Genomic DNA, 20,637 nt, shown 5'->3' with positions numbered 1-20,637 from the left:
TAAAAATGTTATAATTTTGCCAAAAATTAATTAACAAAACAACGATGAAAAAATTATTTAAAGTATTTTTATTTTTAGTTGTGTTGGGTTCTTCAAGTAGTTTATTTGCTCAAGGGAATACAACATCTTCGATTAATGGTATCGTATATGACACTGACAAACAGTCTTTGCCTGGTGCTACCATTTTAGCTGTTCACGGCCCTTCTGGGACTCGTTACACATCAACTACTGATTTTGACGGTAGTTTCAGAATTTCGAATATGAGAGTAGGTGGTCCTTATAAGATCACAGTTTCTTATGTTGGATTTAAATCGTTTCAAGATAATGGATCTTTCCTTCAACTGGGGGAGTCTAATACTTTGAAAGTGGTTTTAGTTAGTGAGTCAAATGAATTGAAAGAAGTTGTAGTTACAAGTTCTAGAGATAACACATTTAACTCTAAAAGAACTGGTGCTCAAACAGTTATTGATTCTAAGAAAATTAATGCTTTACCTACTTTATCAAGAAATATTTCTGACTTTGCACGTTTAACTCCACAAGCTCAATTGAGAGGCGATGATGTTTTGTCAATTGGTGGTCAAAACAACCGTTTCAACTCTATTTACATTGATGGAGCAGTAAGTAATGATGTTTTTGGTCTTGCTGCAAATGGAACAAATGGTGGTCAAACAGGAGTTAGTCCTATCTCAATTGATGCAATTGAACAATTTCAAGTGAGTGTTTCTCCTTTTGATGTTAAATTATCAGGATTTGCTGGTGGTGCAATTAGTGCAATTACTAGATCTGGAACTAACGAATTTGAAGGTTCTGCTTATTTTTTAAATAGAAATCAAAATTTAGTTGGAATGACACCTCCTTCATTAGCAGGGACTTCAAGAAGATCTAAATTAGCAGATTTTACTGCTCAAACTTACGGTATTCGTGCTGGAGGTGCTTTGAAGAAAGATAAATTGTTTTATTTTATCAATTACGAAAGACAAGACAATGAAACTCCACAACCTTTTGAGTTGTCAACTTATACAGGTGACTCGAGAAATAGATTAGCAGAGCTGAGAACTAAGTTGGCTTCTTATGGATACGATCCAGGTTCTTTTGAAAATAATGTAAGAACTTTAGTTAGTGATAAGTTAACTACAAAATTAGACTGGAATATCAACGATAATCATAAATTGTCTTTGAGACACAGTTATGTGAAAGCTGAAAACTTCTCTCCAAACCGCTCTTCTGCAACGGCAATCAATTTTATCAATGGTAGTCAATTATTTGAATCTACTACAAATACTACTGCTTTAGAGTTGAGCTCTAAATTTGGAAATAAATTTTCTAATAATTTAGTTGTGGCTTATACTGATGTTAATGATGATAGAGATGCTTCAGGATCTCCGTTCCCAACTGTTCAGATTTTTGACGGAGCTGCTCCAAGTATATTTTTTGGTGCTGAGGCTTTTTCAACTGCTAACTTGTTGAGACAAAAAATATTAACAATAACGGATAATTTAGAAATCAATATTGGAAGAAACACCCTTACTATAGGTACGCACAATGAATTTTCTAACTCTAGAAATGTTTTCTTTGGAAATAATTTTGGTTCTTACCGTTATAATAATTTAAATGATTTCTTAAACAATGCTAAGCCAAATAGATTTCAATTAAACTACTCATTAATTGGTGGTGAAGGGGATGATTCTCAAGGAGCGGCTGAGTTTGGAACTATGCAATTTGGAGCATACATCCAAAATGACATGCGAGTTAATGACAATCTTAAAGTTTCATACGGTGTTCGTGTAGACGTTCCAGTATGGGAAGATGGTTTAGTAAATAATGATTTCAATACCAGAACAGTTGATTTGTTGACAGCAGCTGGTAAGGATTTGCAAGGGGCTAGAGTAGGTGAAGCTATAAGAACACAAGCACATATTTCTCCAAGAGTTGGTTTCAACTATGATTTGAATGGTAAGAAAACTACTCAGTTTAGAGGGGGTGCTGGAGTATTTACTTCAAGATTACCTTTGGTTTGGCCAGGAGGAACTTATAATAATAATGGTTTATCGCAAGGAGCAATTCAAATTACTTCTGCAGCCGATATGCCTGTGTTTAATCCTAATCCTAGTGTTGCAAGTCAGCTAGCTCCATTACCTAACACTAATTTGTATCCAAGACCTGGATCAGGTTTACCTGGGGGTAACATAGATTTATTTGCAAAAGATTTTAAATTACCACAGGTTTTTAAAGCTAGTTTTGCTGTAGATCAAAAATTACCTTACGGTTTTGTATTGTCATCTGAAATAATATATAATGATAATATTAGTGCGGTATTATACCAAGATTTAAACATAAGAGCAGCTAGTTCTAATTTAACAGGTCCAGATACACGTCCGCGTTTTAATGGAAACTCTCGTGTAGATCAAAGATATTTAGGAATTTACTTAGGGTCAAATACTTCTGAAGGTAAATCACATAATTTATCGTTTACGTTGACTAAAAACTTTAGATCTGATTTTATTGATGCTAATGTTTCTGGAACGTATTCTTATGGTAAATCTACCGTATTGATGGACGCTACTTCGTCTCAAAATAGTTCTCAGTGGAGAAATGTTGAAAATGTTAATGGAGCTAATAATTTAGTTTTGTCACGTTCTGATTTTGATCCAGGAAGAAGAGTTATTGCAAACGGTAACGCTACTTTCAAATGGAATGAGTTTACTAAAACAACTTTAGGATTGTTTTATGAAGGTGCACAAGGTACTCCATTCAGCTACGTATATAATGATGCTGGAAGAATATCTCAAGATACATTTTCTAATTCTGCATTAATTTATGTTCCTGCAACAAAAGCAGACATTACATTTGTAACTGCTAATGGATTAACTCCAGATCAACAATGGGATGCATTCAATTCATTTGTAGAAGGGAATGATTATTTAAGAAGCAGAAGAGGTAAGTATGCGGAACGTAATGGAGACCGTTTGAAAACATCTCACATTATCGATTTGAAATTTGCTCAAGATTTTACAATTAAAGTAGGTAAAAAGAAACATACATTGTCTTTCACAGCTGATATCTTTAACTTTACTAATTTGTTGAATAAAGATTGGGGTAAAAGATATTTTGTAAATAATGATCAAGTGCCATTGTTAACACAAGTAGGGTCTACTATTGCTGCAGGAGCTAGACCAGTATTTAGTTTCAACCCAGTGACGGCTGCTAACATTAATCAAGTTGATGATGTAGGTTTAAATTCATCAAGATGGCAAGTTCAAACAGGTTTACGTTATACTTTTAACTAGACTTTTTAAACTAAAATCAGACCCTTATTTCATTGAAATAAGGGTTTTTTTATTATATTTGATTTTCAAAAATAAAAACATGTACAATTTCATTCAAAAATTTCATTCCGGTTGGGCGTATTTAGCCATTCTACTTTTAGTGATAGCTGTAGTAAATTCTTTTATTGGTAAATCCTCTCAAAAAGAGTTTACCGCCAAAGACCGTAAAATTGCCTTGTTTGCTTTAATAGGAATTCATATTCAATTACTAGTTGGTTTAGTGTTGTATTTTGTATCACCATTAGGATCAGCTGTTTTTGGACAAATGAAAAACGAAGCGTATAGATTGACTTCTTTAGAACATCCTTTGATTAATATCATTGCTATTGTATTGATTACCATTGGGTGGTCTAAACATAAAAAAGCGGCTACTAATGAAGCTAAGTTCAAGTCTATTGGTATTTTTTACGGTATAGGTTTGGTTTTAATTCTGAGTAGAATTCCTTGGAGTCTATGGTTCTAAAATACAAAGTCCTGAAAAGGACTTTTTTTATCCCAATTTTTAATTAAAAAAAGCAAACATGAAAAAAGGTTTGATAGCATTGTGTTTAGTTCTTGCGGTTGCTTTGGCTTGGAGCCAATCCAATACATTGAACAAACAAAAAACTACAATTGCAAAAGATACCCTTAAAAAAACGAAACCTGCTGCAACAGACGTAATTGTTGAAGATAGTATTCCAGTAAAACCACTTCAGTTAAAGCCCTTTAAAAAGTCGGTTATTGCTTCTTATTACGCAGACAAGTTTAATGGAAGACGAACTACTAGCGGTAAAAAATTCAGTAATAGTGGTTATACTGCAGCGCATAAAAAATTACCGTTTGGCACCAAAGTAAAGGTGACCAACGAAGCTAATGGTAGATCCGTTATCGTAGAAATTACTGATAGAGGGCCTTTTGTCCGTTCGAAGGAAATTGATTTAACAAAGCGTGCATTTATGGATCTTGCAGACAATAAAAGAAGTGGAATGTTGCGTGTTAAAATTGAAATTATTGAAAACTAAATTACCAACTGGTAAAAGGGTTTTGGCTTAAATACGAATTGTAATAGCGATGATCTTGCGTTACTTCAATGCCTAACCAACTTGGTTTTTCAAATATTTCGCTTTCTGATTGTAATTCTACTTCAGCGATAACCAATCCTTCGTTTTCTCCTAAAAATTCATCTACTTCAAAGAGGTGTTCGCCAACTTGTATTTCGTACCTGATTTTTTCAATTACACCTTTTTCGCATAATTCTAAAAGTTGTTTGGCTTCAGCGACTAAAATTTCTTTTTCCCATTCAAAACGAGATAATCCAGTTTCATTCGATTCTCCTTTAATAGTTAGATAACCTTTTTCGCCTTTTATACGCACTCGTACGGTACGTTCTGTATGCGCACTCAAATAGCCTTGAGCAATGTTGTTTTTGCGCAAAGCATCGCTTTTAAATGCGTTTGAAGCTACTAAAAACTTTCGTTCTATTTCAATCATAATCCAATTCTATTTCTTGCTTCAAAGTTAGTTGATTTTGACTAAACCTTTTTGTATAAATTTGTGTCATGTCTGAAACTCCACAACATAGAAAAATCATTCACATCGATATGGATGCCTTTTATGCTTCGGTAGAACAAATGGATTTTCCAGAACTACGAGGCAAACCCATTGCTGTTGGAGGTTCTGAAAACAGAGGAGTAGTAGCGGCAGCGAGTTATGAAGCGAGAAAATTCGGTGTGAGGAGTGCCATCAGTGGTGTTTTAGCCAAAAAAAATTGCCCCGAACTTATTTTTGTAAAACCACGTTTTGATCGGTACAAAGAAATTTCCAAAAAAATCCACTCCATATTTTTTGATTACACAGATTTGGTAGAACCTCTTTCGCTTGACGAAGCCTATCTTGATGTGACTCAAAATAAAAAAGGAAATCCCAGTGCGACTTTAATAGCACAAGAAATCCGAATGCGAATTTTGAACGAAGTTGGTTTGACTGCTTCGGCAGGAGTTTCGGTCAATAAGTTTGTTGCTAAAATTGCGAGTGATTACAACAAACCTAATGGACAAAAAACAGTCAATCCAGACGAAGTTATTCCTTTTTTAGAAGAATTACCAATCAGGAAGTTCTATGGTGTAGGGAAAGTGACCACTGAAAAAATGTACCAATTAGGCATTTTTACCGGATTGGAATTAAAGAGCAAATCGGTGGAGTTTTTATCAACCCATTTTGGTAAATCAGGAGCGTTTTATTATCAAGTTGTTCGCGGAATTCACACTAGCGAAGTAAAACCAAATCGTATTACTAAATCTGTTGCGGCAGAACATACTTTTGATGCTAATTTATCATCTGAAATATTCATGTTAGAACAACTTGAAACCATAGCGACAAATTTAGAACGACGTCTAAAAAAACAATCAATCGCAGGTAAAACGGTTACTTTAAAAATAAAATATAGTGATTTTACGCAACAAACACGTAGCAAAACGGTTCCGTATTTTATTTCTGATAAAGCATTGATTCTAGAAAATGTAAAAGAGTTATTGTATCAAGAACGAATGAAGGATTCGGTTCGGTTACTCGGAATTTCATTAAGTAATTTGAATACAGAACAAAAGAAAACAGTAGTGGTGCAATTGCAGTTTGCCTTTTAAATAAAAAAGCTCCATTATGAATTCACAATGGAGCTTTAAAATGAGGTCGACAAAATTAGTCTCTACTATTTAACTTAGACAATAATCGTAAGAATTCGATGTACAACCAAACTAAAGTAATAATCAAGCCCATGGCGCTATACCATTCCATGTATTTAGGCATTCTTCTCTTGGTTCCTTCTTCAATTTGATCAAAGTCTAAAAATAAATTCATTGCGGCAATTACTATCACAAAAACACTAATTCCGATGCTCCACATGGAATTCCCATGATGAACAGGTGTAAAGCTAGTGAATAAAGAAATTAGCCAAGAAATAATGTAATAGGTTCCAATGGCTAAAGTCGAAGCGATTATAATAGATTTAAATCGTTCAGTAACTTGTACAATTTTAAAACGATACAGCCCTAAGCACACTGCAAAAGTAACTAAAGTAGCACCTGCAGCTTGTGTTACAATACCAGGATATTTGATTTCAAAAATTGCAGAAATCCCTCCAATGAATAAACCTTCAAAAACCGCATATCCAGGAGCTAAATAGCCTGAAAGTTGTGGTTTGAAAGCGGCAATTATTACTAAAATAAGTCCCATTACAGCACCACCTATCATTGGAACCATAGGACTTTGTCCGTTGTTTGCCATCCACCAGGTAATCATAGCAGCAGCGGTAAGCAGTAAAAACAAAATTAAACTTTTGTTCATAGTTCCCGCTATGGTCATAGTTTGTTCATGCCCAATGATTGTTGCTTCGTGAACTTCTGTTTTACTTGATGTAAACGCTTTATTGTTTAAAAACGGATTGTTAGAATTTGAACTCATAATAATTTAGATTTAGTACTTCAAAAGTAAAATTTATTTTGATATGAAAATGTTTAAATATTCATAAAATTTTTACAATAAAAAAGCCCTCTACACGAGGGCTTTTTTAAATATAATAGACTTATTATTCTATTTCAGAAACTCTTAAGGTGTTTACCATTCCTTTATCGGTTACAGGCATTGCTGCAAGGTTGATTAAGAAATCTCCTTTCTCTACAAATCCTTTTTGTCTTGCAATTTCATTTACATCCGTTACAGTATCATCTGTACTCACTGATTTAGCATAGTAGAAAGATTTAACTCCCCACAATAAGTTCAATTGAGTTAAGATTCTTTTGTTAGATGTAAAAACTAAAATATGAGCTGAAGGTCTCCAAGATGAAATTTGGAAAGCAGTATACCCACTATTAGTTAAAGTACAAATTGCTTTTGCTTTGATTACGTTAGCCATTTGAGCAGCATGTTGACAAATGGTTTTAGTAATAAAACGATTCGTTCTAACTTGTGGTGTGTTTTGTGGCACTTTAATTAGCGGAGAATCTTCTACCGCTTCTATAATTTGCGTCATTTTTTGGATTACTTGAACAGGATAATTCCCTGCTGCAGTTTCTCCAGAAAGCATTACTGCATCAGCACCGTCCATAACCGAGTTAGCCACATCATTTACTTCGGCACGAGTAGGAGTTAAACTAGTAATCATTGTTTCCATCATTTGTGTTGCCACAATAACTGGGATACGAGCGGTTTTAGCTCTTACAATTAATTCTTTTTGTACCAATGGTACTTCGTGAGCAGGAAGTTCAACCCCTAAATCTCCACGAGCCACCATTAAAGCGTCGCAATAAGCCACAATTTTGTCCATGTTTTCTAATGCTTCTGGCATTTCGATTTTGGCAATAATTGGAATTTTAAATTCTGAATGCTCCGCAATTAATTCTTGAAGGTCTTGCAAGTCTCTAGGTGTTTTCACGAATGAAAGCGCAATCCAGTCTACTTGTTGTCCAATTGCAAAAATAGCGTCAGCAATATCTTTTTCAGTCATTGCTGGAAGTGAAATTTTAGTATTTGGAAGGTTAACCCCTTTTTTAGACTTCAATTCACCACCTTGGATCACTTTAGCAACTACCTCTGTTTTTTTATCCGTAGACACAATTTCGAAAAGTAATTTTCCATCATCTAACAAAATTCTTTCTCCTGGATTTACATCGTTTGGAAAGTTTTGGTATTTCATGAAAACACGTTCTTTGGTTCCAATGATATCTTCAGCAGTAGTAAAAGTAATTAAGTCACCATCGTTAACAACAACTCCTTCTTCCATTACACCAACACGAAGTTTAGGTCCTTGTAAATCAGCAAGAATTCCAGTTGTATAACCGCACTCTTCATTAATGCTGCGAATAATACTAATTCGTTCTTTTACATCTTCATAATCAGCATGCGAAAAATTTATTCTAAATACATTAACTCCAGCCTCAATCATATCTTTGATGATTTCTCTTGTATTACACGCAGGTCCGAGTGTGGCTACAATTTTTGTTTTTTTGTTTGTTTTAATCATTTTTATTAAAAAATTAAATTGTTTTTAGATTTTATAGTTTCAGTATCAACCACATAAACAGTTGACAAACTTTTAATTGATTTCAGGTTTTTTACAATCTCATTTATTTGAAGATCGTCGTCACTTTCTATTTTTAAAAAATAGTCCACTTTTTTCAATTCGGGAAGTAAGAACACTTTTGTGGCTACTTCTTGAGTACTATTTGAAAATAAATCTTGGTTTGTTATTTCTTTTTTCCCAACAACCTCATTCTTGTTTTGAATCAGATTCCAAGAGATAAAATTATCTTCATCATCAAAGTAAAATCTCGAAAATTGAGTATCACCTTGTTTAATACTGATAAGAATTTCTTCTTTGCTTTTACTTAAATTTACTGGAAGATGTTGATTAATGAAATAGGCTAATCGGTAGTCTTCCAATGTTGTGTGGATAGCAATTAGATGGTAATCTATTTCATCAAATTCGTCAAGATCTAATTTATGTATTGCCATTACTTCACAAAATGAGGTGTAAATATACTATTTCTAATGTAGCTTGGCGCTTGTAAACCTTGATGTTTTTGTTAAATTATCAACGAAAACGTTATAGATTGAAGGAAATTGTATTATTTTTTGTCTATTTTTTCTTGAAATGCAAAATAAGCTCTTTGGGATGCTTTTTCTTCTGCTTTCTTTTTTGAAGTGGCTCGGGCTTTTCCAACTACTTTTTCGTCAATGCTTAATTTAACACCAAAAAGTCGTTCGCCGTCAATGCCATTGTCTTCAAAAATATCAAAATGGAATTGCTTCTTTTCTTTTTGGCACCATTCAATTACTAAACTTTTGTAACTAATGACTTTGCCTTCTAATCGGGTTATATCGACATAAGGAACTACTACTCTTTTTTGAATGAACTTTTCGCAGTATTCATAGCCACGGTCTAAATAGATGGCGCCTACTAAAGATTCGAAAATATTACCATGAATGTTGTCACCAAAATGTTGAACAGGGACTTTGCTTTCTACAAATTGAACTAGATTTAGGTCCTTGCCCAATTCATTGAGATGGTCTCTACTTACAATTTTAGAACGCATTTTAGTTAAATAGCCTTCGTCACCAGTAGGAGCTTTGTCGAAAAGGTAAGCGGCTATAACGGCACTTAACATGGCGTCTCCTAAGAATTCTAACCGTTCGTAGTTGCTTGGATTTCCAGTAGTGTCAATAATGTTAGAGGAGCGATGGGTAAATGCTTTTTTATAAAACTCGAGATTTATGGGAGGGAAACCTAAAATTTGTTCAATAGCACCAAAAAAAATCCCGTCTTCAAGAGAACGGGATTTTCTAAATATTTTTTTAATAATACGCATAGTACTATTTTAGATGTCTAATTTTTTAACCAATACACAAGCATTGTGTCCACCAAAACCAAAAGTATTACTCATCAATACTTTTACGTCTCTTTTTTGAGCTGTGTTAAAAGTAAAGTTAAGTTTTGGATCAATGTTCTCATCGTCTGTGAAATGGTTAATTGTTGGAGGAATTATTCCGTATTTCAAAGATAAAATAGACGAAATAGTTTCAACAGCCCCAGCTGCACCAAGTAAGTGACCTGTCATTGACTTAGTGGAATTAAGATTCATGGTATAAGCGTGATCTCCAAACACTTGTTCGATTGCCTTTGATTCGGCTAAATCTCCTAATGGTGTAGAAGTTCCATGCATGTTAACTCCGTCAACATCTGTTGGTTGTAAACCAGCATCTCTTAAACAATTCAACATCACATTTCTGGCTCCTAATCCTTCTGGATGCGGCGCTGTAATATGATACGCATCAGCTGACATTCCGCCTCCGCCAATTTCACAATAAATTTTGGCACCACGTGCTTTTGCATGTTCGTATTCTTCCAAAATTAAAGCTCCGGCTCCTTCACCAAGTACAAATCCATCACGGTCTTTATCCATTGGTCTTGAAGCGGTTTTCGGATCATCATTTCTTGTAGAAAGTGCATGCATGGCGTTAAAACCACCCATTCCAGCAATAGTGACTGCGGCTTCAGAACCACCAGTTACCATTACATCAGCATGACCAAGACGAATATAATTGAAAGCGTCAATAATTGCATTAGTTGAAGATGCACAAGCAGAAACTGTTCCAAAGTTAGGTCCTCTAAATCCGTACTTGATTGAAATATGTCCACAGGCAATATCACCAATCATTTTTGGGATAAAAAACGGATTGAATTTTGGCGTTCCGTCACCTGCGGCAAAATTTAAAACTTCAATCTGAAAGGTTTCTAAACCGCCAATTCCTGAACCCCAAATTACTCCAGCTCTGTCTTTGTCTAACTTTTCTAAATCAAAATTAGCATCCTCCATAGCTTCTGTAGAAGAGACCATAGCATATTGTGCATATCGGTCCATTTTCCTGGCTTCTTTCCTTTCGATAAAATCTTCAACATTGAAGTTTTTTAATTCACAAGCAAATTGTGTTTTGAATTTTGAAGCGTCAAAATAAGTGATAGGTGCTGCACCACTAACGCCGTTGATCAGTCCGTTCCAATATTCTTGTACGGTATTCCCAATAGGAGTTAGTGCTCCTAAACCAGTAACCACAACGCGACGTAATTCCATAGTCTATGTATTTAATGCTTTAAACAAACAAAACCCACGCTTTAATCTTTAAGTTGCTTGTACATAAAGAGCTGTGGGTGTTGATTTTATATGGTTTTGATTGAATTTCAATCACAAATTTAAATGTAATAAAAATAATAACACCCGAGACAAAATGAAACGGGTGTCTTAGTATTATTTTTTAGCTTCCTCAATGTAAGAGATTGCTTGACCTACAGTAGCGATATTTTCTGCTTGATCGTCTGGAATTTGAATATCAAATTCTTTTTCGAATTCCATAATAAGCTCTACAGTATCTAAGGAGTCAGCTCCTAAATCGTTAGTGAAGCTTGCTTCTGTTACAACTTCGTTTTCGTCAACACCTAATTTGTCTACGATAATCGCTTTTACTCTTGATGCAATGTCTGACATAATATTTTAATTTTAAAATTTAATTTGTTGGCAAAAATAAAAAACTTTATTTTAAAACAACTATTTAGTTAATAAATGTGCAAACGAAAATATAAAATTTATTGTAACAAAGGTTTGACATTGCTATTTTTTTCCATTTATTATCCCTTTTTTTGCATAACAAATAGCTTGAAGACATGAAAAAAATTGTAATTTTTGCCTCGGGATCAGGCACTAATGCCGAAAATATTATTCGGTATTTTGATAGTTCTAAATTGGCAAAAGTGGTAAAAGTATTCACAAACAAAGCCGATGCTCAGGTAATTCAAAGAGCAAAAAACTTTAACATTGGTACTGAAATTTTTTCCAAAAACGATTTAGAAACAGGAAAAGTACTACAAGAAATTAATACATTTCAACCTGATTTAATTGTGTTGGCTGGATTTTTATTAAAATTCCCTGAAACAATAGTTGCAGCCTATCCTGATAAAATAATTAATATTCATCCTGCTTTGTTGCCTAAATACGGAGGAAAAGGGATGTACGGGATGCATGTGCATCGCGCTGTAGTAGAAAATAAAGAAAAAGAAACCGGAATTACCATTCATTATGTCAATGAAAATTATGACGAAGGAAATAGTATTTTTCAAAAAGAAGTAGCGGTTTTAATTGGCGATACTCCCGAAGTAGTTGCTGCTAAAATTCACGAACTGGAGCAAGAGCATTTTCCAAAAGTGATTGAAAAATTGATCACTAACGTATAGTTAAATGCATTCTCAAGATTATATTCATAACCTCATACACCAATAACCTCATAACCTTTCTATGTCACACCAAGTACATATTTATACCGATGGTGCAGCCAAGGGCAATCCAGGTCCTGGAGGCTATGGTGTGGTTATGGAATGGGTAGGCAAACCGTATAAAAAAGAATTTTACGAAGGATTTAGGCATACTACTAACAACAGAATGGAATTGTTAGCAGTTATTGTGGGTCTCGAAAAATTAAAAAATCCCAATACTAAAGTTCTCGTAGTTTCTGATTCGAAATATGTGGTCGATTCCGTAGAAAAAAAATGGGTTTTTGGCTGGGAGAAAAAAGGTTTTGTAGGCAAAAAAAATCCTGATTTGTGGAAACGGTTTTTAGTAATTTACAAAAAACATCATGTCGATTTTAAATGGATTAAAGGCCACAATAACCACCCTCAAAATGAGCGATGTGATGAATTAGCTGTAATGGCATCAACACAAAAGCAACTTTCGGTAGATGAATATTACGAAAAAGAAGACGAGAAGTTGTTGTAATACTCCATTTTGAAGAATGTAAAATTCTCTTCACTTTGCCTCTTTGAACCTTTGCAACTCTAAAACTTATAAACTATCTTTGCCTCTTAATTTCGAAACTAAAATAATGAACAAATTATTGATTGTTGGAACAGTTGCTTTCGACGCTATTGAAACTCCTTTTGGGAAAACAGATAAAATTTTAGGTGGTGCTGGAACCTATATTGGTCTTTCAGCTTCTTTTTTCAATTTGCAATCAGCTATTGTTTCCGTAGTTGGAGACGATTTTCCACAAGAATATTTGGATTTATTGACGGCTAGAAATATAGACATTTCAGGTCTTGAAATTGTTAAGGGAGGTAAAACGTTCTTTTGGAGTGGTTTGTACCACAACGATTTGAATTCTAGAGATACCTTGGCAACCGAATTGAATGTTTTGGCTGATTTCCAACCAAAAGTACCTCAAAATTTTAAAGATGCTGATGTAGTGATGTTGGGGAACTTGCATCCATTAGTTCAAAGCAGCGTTTTGGACCAAATGGAAGTAAAACCTAAATTGGTCGTTTTAGACACGATGAACTTTTGGATGGATTGTGCCTTACCAGAATTATTGGACGTGATGAAACGTATCGACGTTATTACGATCAATGATGAAGAAGCGAGACAATTGTCAGGAGAATATTCATTGGTGAAAGCAGCAGCTAAAATCCATACAATGGGTCCTAAATATGTGGTTATCAAAAAAGGAGAACACGGCGCACTTTTATTTCATAACGGTGAAGTGTTTTTTGCACCAGCATTGCCTTTAGAAGAAGTTTTTGATCCAACGGGAGCTGGAGATACTTTCGCGGGTGGATTTACAGGATTTATTACACAAAGCGAAAATGTGTCTTTTGAAAATATGAAAAACGCAGTAATTTATGGTTCCAACTTGGCTTCGTTCTGCGTAGAGAAATTTGGAACAGAAAGAATGCTAGCTTTAGATAAAAAAGAAGTAGTGTCTAGATTGCAACAATTCAAATCATTGACACAATTTGATATCCAATTATAATTACTCATGCCTCGAAATTTTCGGGGCTTTTTTTATACATAACACAACACAACCAATTACAATACAACAATGAGCGACGCTTTACAACACGAATGTGGAATTGCCTTAGTGAGGCTTTTAAAACCGCTTGAATTTTATAAAGAAAAATACGGAACTGCTTTTTACGGGATACAAAAAATGTATCTGTTGATGGAGAAGCAGCACAATCGTGGTCAAGATGGAGCGGGGTTTGCGAGTATCAAATTAGACGTAGAGCCAGGAGAAAGATACATCAGCCGTGTGCGTTCTAATGCAGCACAACCAATACAAGATGTTTTTGCTCAAATTAATGAAAGAATTAACTCAGAAATGAGTTCACATCCAGAATATGCGAATGATGTAGCGCTTCAAAAAGCAAATATTCCTTATTTAGGGGAAGTGTTTTTAGGACATGTGCGCTATGGTACTTTTGGTAAAAATAGTATTGAAAGCGTTCATCCTTTTTTGCGTCAGAATAACTGGATGCACCGAAACTTAATTTTGGCTGGAAACTTTAATATGACGAATGTTAAGGAATTGTTCCAAAGTTTGGTTGAATTGGGTCAGCACCCAAAAGAAATGGCGGATACGGTAACCGTAATGGAAAAAATTGGACATTTCTTAGATGATGCTGTAACCGATTTGTATCAAGAATGTAAAAATGCCGGCTTAAATAAAAGAGAGGCGTCACCGGTTATTGCTGAGAAATTAGATGTTGCCCGAATTTTAACTCGTGCTTCTAAAAATTTAGATGGGGGTTATGCGATGGCAGGACTTTTAGGACACGGAGATGCTTTTGTGTTTAGAGATCCAGCGGGAATTCGCCCAGCGTATTATTACCAAGATGATGAAGTAGTAGTAGTAGCTTCAGAACGACCAGTTATCCAAACAGTATTTAACGTTCCTTTTGAAAGCGTTCAAGAAATTGAACCAGGAAATGCGTTGATTATTAAGAAAAACGGAAACATTTCGTTAAATCAAATTTTAGCACCTACCGTTAAGAAAGCCTGTTCGTTTGAACGTATTTATTTCTCTAGAGGAAGTGATGCTGAAATTTACCAAGAACGCAAAACACTTGGAAAATTAATTTTGCCTTCAGTATTAAATGCGATAGATCAAGATACAGATAATACGGTATTTTCGTATATTCCAAATACTGCTGAAACGTCTTTCTACGGATTAGTGGAAGCGGCTCAAGATTTCTTGAACCAAAGAAAAAATGATTACATTTTAAAAAACAGAAATACGTTAACAGCGCAAACTTTACAAGAGCTTTTAAAAGTTAAAATTCGTACAGAGAAAGTAGCGATTAAAGATGCTAAGTTAAGAACGTTTATTACAGAAGATAGTAGTCGTGACGATTTAGTTGCTCACGTGTATGATGTAACTTATGGAGTGATAAAACCAACGGATAATTTGGTCATTATCGACGATAGTATTGTTAGGGGGACTACTCTGAAAATGAGTATCATCAAAATGATGGATCGTTTGAAACCTAAACGTATTGTGATTGTGTCATCGGCACCACAAATTCGTTATCCAGACTGTTACGGAATTGATATGGCAAAACTAGAAGGCCTAGTGGCTTTTAGAGCAGCTTTAGAATTATTGAAAGAGCGTAATTTATACTCTATTGTTGATGAAGTTTATACTAAGTGTAAAGCGCAAGAAAACTTTATAGATGCGGAAGTGGTGAATTATGTTACTGCAATTTATGAGCCATTTACACCTCAGGAAATCTCAGATAAAATTGCAGAGATGTTGAGCTCTCCAGAAATAAATGCCGAGTTAAAAATTATTTTCCAAACGGTAGAAGATTTACATATTGCTTGCCCGAAAAATCTAGGGGACTGGTATTTCACTGGAGACTATCCAACACCAGGAGGGAACCGAGTAGTCAATCGAGCTTTTATGAATTTCTACGAAGGGAAAGATGCACGTGCGTATTAAGCTAAAAAATACCGTTTGTCGATTTTTTTAGGCTTTCGTCTAAATAAAATTAAAGACAACAAATCTAAAGTTATATTTACACTACCATTAACAATAGAAGGTTAAGTTTGTGGTAGATTTGGGGCAAAAGAGGAGGAAGTATTTCCTCCTCTTTTATTTTACTTAAATTAGGAAATTAAGACAAAAAAAAATCCGCTGAGGTCATCAGCGGATTTTTTATGTATTAAACAAAGACTATTTCTCTAAAGCAAAACGTCTTGTAACTTCTGTCCAGTTAATTACATTGAAGAACGCTTCGATATAATCAGGTCTTCTGTTTTGGTAGTGCAAGTAGTAAGCGTGTTCCCAAACATCCATCCCAAGGATTGGAGTTCCTCCACAACCAACTTCTGGCATTAATGGATTGTCTTGGTTTGGTGTTCCGCAAACGTCTAATTTTCCGCCTTTGTGAACACACAACCACGCCCATCCTGAACCAAATTGAGTTGCTCCCGCTTTAGCAAATTTTGCTTTGAATTCTTCAAAGGTTCCAAAAGAAGCTTCGATAGCTTCTAATAATTCACCAGTTGGTAAACCACCACCGTTTGGAGTCATTACAGACCAAAATAAATTGTGATTGTAAAAACCACCACCGTTGTTACGAACAGCAGCATTGGTTTTGTCTAAATTAATCAAAATATTTTCGATAGTTTTTCCTTCTAAATCGGTACCTGCAATTGCAGCATTCAAGTTAGTTGTATACGCATTGTGGTGTTTTGTATGGTGAATTTCCATAGTGCGTGCATCAATGTGCGGTTCTAACGCATTGTAAGCATAAGGTAATGGTGCTAATTCAAAAGCCATGATATAATTATTTTAAGTGAAAATTAATAAGTGAAATCAAAATTAGGCATTTAACTTCAAATAGAAAACATCATTGTGTGATAATTTTGTTAAAAGAAGTTTAATCAAATGAATCTGAAAATTACAACCTATAAACTGCCTTCTTATTTTTACTCAACACAAAACCTTTGTCTTGTGATAAAGTGTAGGTGCTATTTTTCCAAATTCCTTTTGAAGAACGGTTAAGAATCACGCTCGTTTTCTCTTCTTTCAAGAAGATTTCAGCCTTGGATTGGTTTTTGTTAAAAAGGACTGCGGCAGTGTAATTGCCTTTGGTGGCAATTTCTTTCAATTGTATTTTTTGTTCAAACGTGCGAATGCATTCTTTTTTTAGTTGCGAGTAAGTGTAACCTGCTGAGGCAATACAGCCGTGGGTGTCTTTGTCGGCACCTGCTTTTGGTTGAGTTTGTTGGGCAAAAAGCGCTGAGGTTCCAGCGAATAATAGGGCGAAAAAGAAAGTTTTAGTTTTCATTGGGATTGGGTATCAAATAGGGATTAATTGAAACAAATATAAATTTATTATTTAAGAATCGGCCATTGCCATACAAACAATACTAATTTTCGCTCCGGGAATTTTCAACAACGCTTTGGCACAAACTTCTAGTGTAGCACCCGTAGTAATGACATCATCAATCAAAAGAAAATGTTGGTTATGATCACTTTCAGAGAACGAAACATCAAAAACGGAATCAATTCCTTCGGTTCTGCCTAAACGATTTTTTTGGGATTGGGTTTTGGAATATACTTGCCGAAATAAAATTGTATTGTTTACTGGAATATGTAGTGATTTCGCTAATGCATTTCCAAATTCAGTTACTTGATTGTAACCTCTTTCACGCAACTTTTTTGGATGTAAAGGCACGGGAATAACAGCATCAACTGTTTGGAGCAAATGGTGATTTTTTAATTCTTCTGCATACCATTCGCCTAAAATGGTGCCAATGGCTTCTTGGCCTCGGTATTTCAAACTATGAATCAATTCTTGAACAATTCCTTTTTTATGAAAATACAACAAAGCCGAAACTTGTTCAACAGGAATACGCCCGTAAAATTTCTTGAATGCTTCATTTTCAGGGTTCAAATGGTGTTGAGTGAGCGGCATTTCATGTCGGCAATTGGTACAAATTACATTTTCATTGGTAATCAAAACGGTTTTGCAACCTGCGCAGCTAGGTGGGAAAAATAGATGAATGAGGCTTTGAAACATAAGATTTGGGTTAGGAAACATAAAAATAAGAAAATCAGTGATTCAAACTTGAACTATTTCCTTTTTTTTAAGGACACTTTTTATATTTTTGCAGTACTATGGCAAAACAAGAAGATTTATTTAAGAATGTAGTTTCGCACGCAAAAGAGTACGGATTTATTTTTCCGTCAAGCGAAATATACGATGGATTGAGTGCAGTATATGATTATGCACAAAACGGAGTAGAATTAAAGAAAAATATTCGCGAATATTGGTGGAAATCAATGGTGCAAATGAATGAGAATATCGTTGGTTTGGACGCGGCCATTTTGATGCACCCGACGACTTGGAAAGCATCAGGTCACGTTGATGCTTTTAACGATCCATTGATTGACAACAAAGATTCGAAAAGAAGATATAGAGCCGATGTTTTGATTGAAGATTATGCTGAAAAGCTCAATCAAAAAGCCATCAAAGAAATCGAAAAAGCACGGGTGCGTTTTGGAGAAGCGTTTAACGAACAAGAGTTTGTGACTACCAATGCTCGTGTGATGGAATACAAAGCCAAGGAAAGAGAAATTCTAGAAAGAATGGCTCGTTCTTTGGGCAATGAAGATTTGGAGGATGTAAAAGCCTTAATCGAAGAATTAGAAATTGCGTGTCCAGAATCAGGTTCAAGAAATTGGACTGAAGTACGTCAATTCAATTTGATGTTTGGAACTAAATTAGGTGCTTCAGCTGATTCGGCTATGGATTTGTATTTACGTCCAGAAACGGCGCAAGGAATTTTCGTTAACTTCTTGAACGTTCAAAAATCAGGACGAATGAAAGTGCCTTTTGGGATTGCTCAAACAGGAAAAGCCTTTAGAAACGAAATTGTAGCAAGACAATTTATCTTCCGTATGCGTGAATTCGAACAAATGGAAATGCAATTTTTTGTGCGTCCAGGCGAAGAAATGCAATGGTACGAACATTGGAAAGCTACCCGTTTGAAATGGCATTTGTCTTTAGGTTTAGGAAAAGAAAGATACCGTTTTCACGATCACGAAAAATTAGCACACTACGCTAATGCCGCTGCTGATATCGAATTTGATTTTCCTTTTGGATTCAAAGAATTAGAAGGAATTCACTCGCGTACTGATTTTGACTTGAAAGCACACGAACAATATTCAGGAAGAAAATTACAATATTTTGATGCCGAACTGAACCAAAATTACGTGCCTTATGTTGTAGAAACTTCAGTAGGATTGGATAGAATGTTCTTGGCTGTTTTTGCTACTTCATTAAAAGAGGAAACTTTAGAAGATGGTTCTACACGAACTGTATTGAGCTTGCCAGCAGTATTGGCGCCAACTAAAGCCGCTATTTTACCATTGGTTAAAAAAGATGGATTGCCAGAAATTGCACATCAAATTATTGCCGATTTGAAATGGGATTTCAATGTGACTTATGACGAAAAAGATGCAGTTGGAAGACGTTATAGAAGACAAGATGCTTTAGGAACTCCTTTCTGTATTACTGTAGATCATCAAACTATCGAAGACCAAACGGTTACCATTCGTCATAGAGACAGTATGAAACAAGATCGCGTTAACATTGCCGACTTGAAAAACATTATCGAGAACGAAGTGTCAATGAAAAATTGGTTGATGAAAATGAACGACTAAACTACGATTTCAATAGTCGAAATAGGATATAAAAAAGTCCCGAATTCAATTGAGTTTGGGACTTTTTGATTTACTTAATAATGAATAAATCGTATATCAAAATCGTATATCGTAAATGTGATTATTCTGCAATAGGATTCCAGCCTCTAGCTTTCAATGCAATTTTAGTGTTGGCACGGGTAACTAAATGTATGCCTTCGCTTTCTTGTGTCATATGACCAATTATTGAAAAGTTCGGATTGCCTTTTATTTTATCAAAATCTTCCATTGCAATCGTGAAAAGTAATTCGTAATCTTCACCACCATTAATCGCAACCGTTGTGCTGTCGATATCAAATTCTTCACACACATTAATGAATTGAGGATCTAAAGGCAATTTTTCTTCGTATAGATTACATCCAACCTTAGATTGTTTACATAAATGGATAATTTCCGAAGATAACCCGTCAGAAATATCAATCATAGAAGTGGGTTTGATTTCCAAAGCGTGCAATAAAGTACGTACGTCTTTTCGCGCCTCGGGCTTTAATTGGCGTTCGATTAAATAGGTATACGCATCTAAATCAGGTTGCGAATTGGGGTTCACCAAAAACACTTGTTTTTCTCTTTCCAAAACTTGCAATCCCATATAAGCCGCGCCAATATCGCCTGTCACTACTAATAAATCAGTGGATTTAGCGCCATTTCTATAGGTTAATTCGGTTTCATCGGCTTCGCCAATTGCTGTAATCGAAATGATCAATCCTTTTTGTGATGAAGTTGTGTCTCCACCAATAACATCCACTTTGTATTCATTAGCTGCCAAGGTAATTCCTTCAAACAACTCTTCTAAGGCTTCTAGCGGAAAACGATTGGAAACAGCAATCGAAACCGTGATTTGTGTTGCTTTGGCATTCATCGCACAGATGTCCGATACATTCGAAACCACTGCTTTGTAGCCTAAATGCTTCAAAGGCATATACGCCAAATCAAAATGGACTCCTTCTACTAACATATCTGTTGAAACGACAACTTTTTTGTCTTTAAAATTCAAAACTGCGGCATCGTCTCCAATTCCTTTTAAAGTAGAAGCTTGTGTGATAGCAAAGTTTTTGGTCAAATGGTCAATCAATCCGAATTCGCCTAATTGCGAAATGCTGGTGCGTTGTGGGTTTTTATCTTCAATCATAATAGAGTAGCAAATTTTAAAGGTCCAAAGGTACAAAGTTTTTTAGGCTTTGATTAGCCGAAATGAAAAACAAAACCCAATAACGAAAGTTGTTGGGTTTTATCAAAGAAT

The 20,637-nt window shown here is 35.0% G+C and carries 20 protein-coding genes; 9 read left to right on the top strand and 11 right to left on the bottom strand.

Translation table 11 applies throughout. From position 1 onward, the window contains the following. Positions 1-44 precede the first annotated feature (44 nt). The 3 genes from LPC20_RS02185 to LPC20_RS02175 all read left to right on the top strand — a co-directional run bounded on the left by LPC20_RS02185 (position 45) and on the right by LPC20_RS02175 (position 4,327). Positions 45-3,287, top strand: a complete 3,243-nt coding sequence (locus LPC20_RS02185) for a TonB-dependent receptor (protein ID WP_229326052.1) — start codon at positions 45-47, stop codon at positions 3,285-3,287. Positions 3,288-3,366: 79 nt separating this feature from the next. Continuing rightward, complete coding sequence (locus LPC20_RS02180) at positions 3,367-3,789, top strand: hypothetical protein (RefSeq protein WP_229326050.1); 423 nt, start codon at positions 3,367-3,369, stop codon at positions 3,787-3,789. A 58-nt stretch (positions 3,790-3,847) separates the two neighbouring features. Further along, positions 3,848-4,327, top strand: coding sequence for a septal ring lytic transglycosylase RlpA family protein (locus tag LPC20_RS02175; RefSeq protein WP_229326048.1), 480 nt, complete (start codon positions 3,848-3,850; stop codon positions 4,325-4,327). Position 4,328: 1 nt separating this feature from the next. On the opposite strand, the gene LPC20_RS02170 is transcribed toward LPC20_RS02175, so the two are convergent. After that, on the bottom strand, positions 4,329-4,796 hold the full coding sequence (locus tag LPC20_RS02170; RefSeq protein ID WP_229326046.1) for a CYTH domain-containing protein: 468 nt from the start codon (positions 4,794-4,796) through the stop codon (positions 4,329-4,331). 68 nt (positions 4,797-4,864) lie between these two features. Here LPC20_RS02170 and dinB point away from each other — a divergent pair, with 68 nt between their 5' ends. Beyond that, positions 4,865-5,947 (top strand): DNA polymerase IV, encoded by a 1,083-nt coding sequence (dinB, locus tag LPC20_RS02165; RefSeq protein ID WP_229326044.1) that lies wholly within the window; start codon positions 4,865-4,867, stop codon positions 5,945-5,947. Between the two features lie 55 nt (positions 5,948-6,002). On the opposite strand, the gene LPC20_RS02160 is transcribed toward dinB, so the two are convergent. The 6 genes from LPC20_RS02160 to LPC20_RS02135 all read right to left on the bottom strand — a co-directional run bounded on the left by LPC20_RS02160 (position 6,003) and on the right by LPC20_RS02135 (position 11,341). Beyond that, positions 6,003-6,764 carry a Bax inhibitor-1/YccA family protein gene (locus LPC20_RS02160; protein ID WP_229326042.1) on the bottom strand — a complete coding sequence of 254 codons (762 nt, stop codon included), beginning with the start codon at positions 6,762-6,764 and terminating at the stop codon, positions 6,003-6,005. A 124-nt stretch (positions 6,765-6,888) separates the two neighbouring features. After that, on the bottom strand, positions 6,889-8,319 hold the full coding sequence (gene pyk, locus LPC20_RS02155) for a pyruvate kinase (protein ID WP_229327115.1): 1,431 nt from the start codon (positions 8,317-8,319) through the stop codon (positions 6,889-6,891). 8 nt (positions 8,320-8,327) lie between these two features. Further along, complete coding sequence (locus LPC20_RS02150) at positions 8,328-8,813, bottom strand: IPExxxVDY family protein (protein WP_229326040.1); 486 nt, start codon at positions 8,811-8,813, stop codon at positions 8,328-8,330. Between the two features lie 113 nt (positions 8,814-8,926). Then, positions 8,927-9,667, bottom strand: a complete 741-nt coding sequence (rnc, locus tag LPC20_RS02145; protein ID WP_229326038.1) for a ribonuclease III — start codon at positions 9,665-9,667, stop codon at positions 8,927-8,929. Between the two features lie 9 nt (positions 9,668-9,676). After that, positions 9,677-10,930 (bottom strand): beta-ketoacyl-ACP synthase II, encoded by a 1,254-nt coding sequence (gene fabF / locus LPC20_RS02140; RefSeq protein WP_229326036.1) that lies wholly within the window; start codon positions 10,928-10,930, stop codon positions 9,677-9,679. A gap of 174 nt (positions 10,931-11,104) precedes the next feature. Continuing rightward, positions 11,105-11,341 (bottom strand): acyl carrier protein, encoded by a 237-nt coding sequence (locus tag LPC20_RS02135; protein WP_007137004.1) that lies wholly within the window; start codon positions 11,339-11,341, stop codon positions 11,105-11,107. A 176-nt stretch (positions 11,342-11,517) separates the two neighbouring features. On the opposite strand from LPC20_RS02135, the gene purN reads away from it, so the two are divergent. From purN to LPC20_RS02115, 4 genes are all read left to right on the top strand, one after another. Continuing rightward, on the top strand, positions 11,518-12,084 hold the full coding sequence (purN, locus tag LPC20_RS02130) for a phosphoribosylglycinamide formyltransferase (RefSeq protein ID WP_229326034.1): 567 nt from the start codon (positions 11,518-11,520) through the stop codon (positions 12,082-12,084). Between the two features lie 61 nt (positions 12,085-12,145). Next, a complete protein-coding gene (rnhA, locus tag LPC20_RS02125; protein ID WP_229326032.1) occupies positions 12,146-12,625 on the top strand; it encodes a ribonuclease HI in 480 nt (159 codons plus the stop codon). A gap of 106 nt (positions 12,626-12,731) precedes the next feature. After that, a complete protein-coding gene (locus tag LPC20_RS02120; protein WP_229326030.1) occupies positions 12,732-13,655 on the top strand; it encodes a PfkB family carbohydrate kinase in 924 nt (307 codons plus the stop codon). A 69-nt stretch (positions 13,656-13,724) separates the two neighbouring features. Beyond that, the gene (locus LPC20_RS02115) at positions 13,725-15,623 is read left to right on the top strand and encodes an amidophosphoribosyltransferase (RefSeq protein ID WP_229326028.1); all 1,899 of its coding nucleotides are present in this window, start codon (positions 13,725-13,727) and stop codon (positions 15,621-15,623) included. Positions 15,624-15,857: 234 nt separating this feature from the next. On the opposite strand, the gene LPC20_RS02110 is transcribed toward LPC20_RS02115, so the two are convergent. The 3 genes from LPC20_RS02110 to LPC20_RS02100 all read right to left on the bottom strand — a co-directional run bounded on the left by LPC20_RS02110 (position 15,858) and on the right by LPC20_RS02100 (position 17,712). Next, positions 15,858-16,466: a superoxide dismutase gene (locus tag LPC20_RS02110; protein ID WP_229326026.1), complete on the bottom strand. Its 609-nt coding sequence runs from the start codon at positions 16,464-16,466 to the stop codon at positions 15,858-15,860. Positions 16,467-16,587: 121 nt separating this feature from the next. After that, entirely contained in the window at positions 16,588-16,977 is a 390-nt protein-coding gene (locus LPC20_RS02105; protein WP_229326024.1) for a hypothetical protein, read from the bottom strand. A gap of 51 nt (positions 16,978-17,028) precedes the next feature. Continuing rightward, positions 17,029-17,712 carry a ComF family protein gene (locus LPC20_RS02100; RefSeq protein WP_229326022.1) on the bottom strand — a complete coding sequence of 228 codons (684 nt, stop codon included), beginning with the start codon at positions 17,710-17,712 and terminating at the stop codon, positions 17,029-17,031. Positions 17,713-17,810: 98 nt separating this feature from the next. Between LPC20_RS02100 and LPC20_RS02095 the strand changes: the two genes are divergently transcribed. After that, complete coding sequence (locus LPC20_RS02095) at positions 17,811-19,358, top strand: glycine--tRNA ligase (RefSeq protein WP_229326020.1); 1,548 nt, start codon at positions 17,811-17,813, stop codon at positions 19,356-19,358. A 121-nt stretch (positions 19,359-19,479) separates the two neighbouring features. On the opposite strand, the gene thiL is transcribed toward LPC20_RS02095, so the two are convergent. Continuing rightward, positions 19,480-20,526 (bottom strand): thiamine-phosphate kinase, encoded by a 1,047-nt coding sequence (thiL, locus tag LPC20_RS02090; RefSeq protein WP_229326018.1) that lies wholly within the window; start codon positions 20,524-20,526, stop codon positions 19,480-19,482. Between the last annotated feature and the right edge of the window lie 111 nt (positions 20,527-20,637).

It is taken from the genome of Flavobacterium ammonificans, from assembly GCF_020886115.1.
Lineage (GTDB): Bacteria > Bacteroidota > Bacteroidia > Flavobacteriales > Flavobacteriaceae > Flavobacterium > Flavobacterium ammonificans.
Note: the sequence above shows the minus strand (reverse complement) of the source record. Positions and strands in the feature narration are given on the sequence as shown.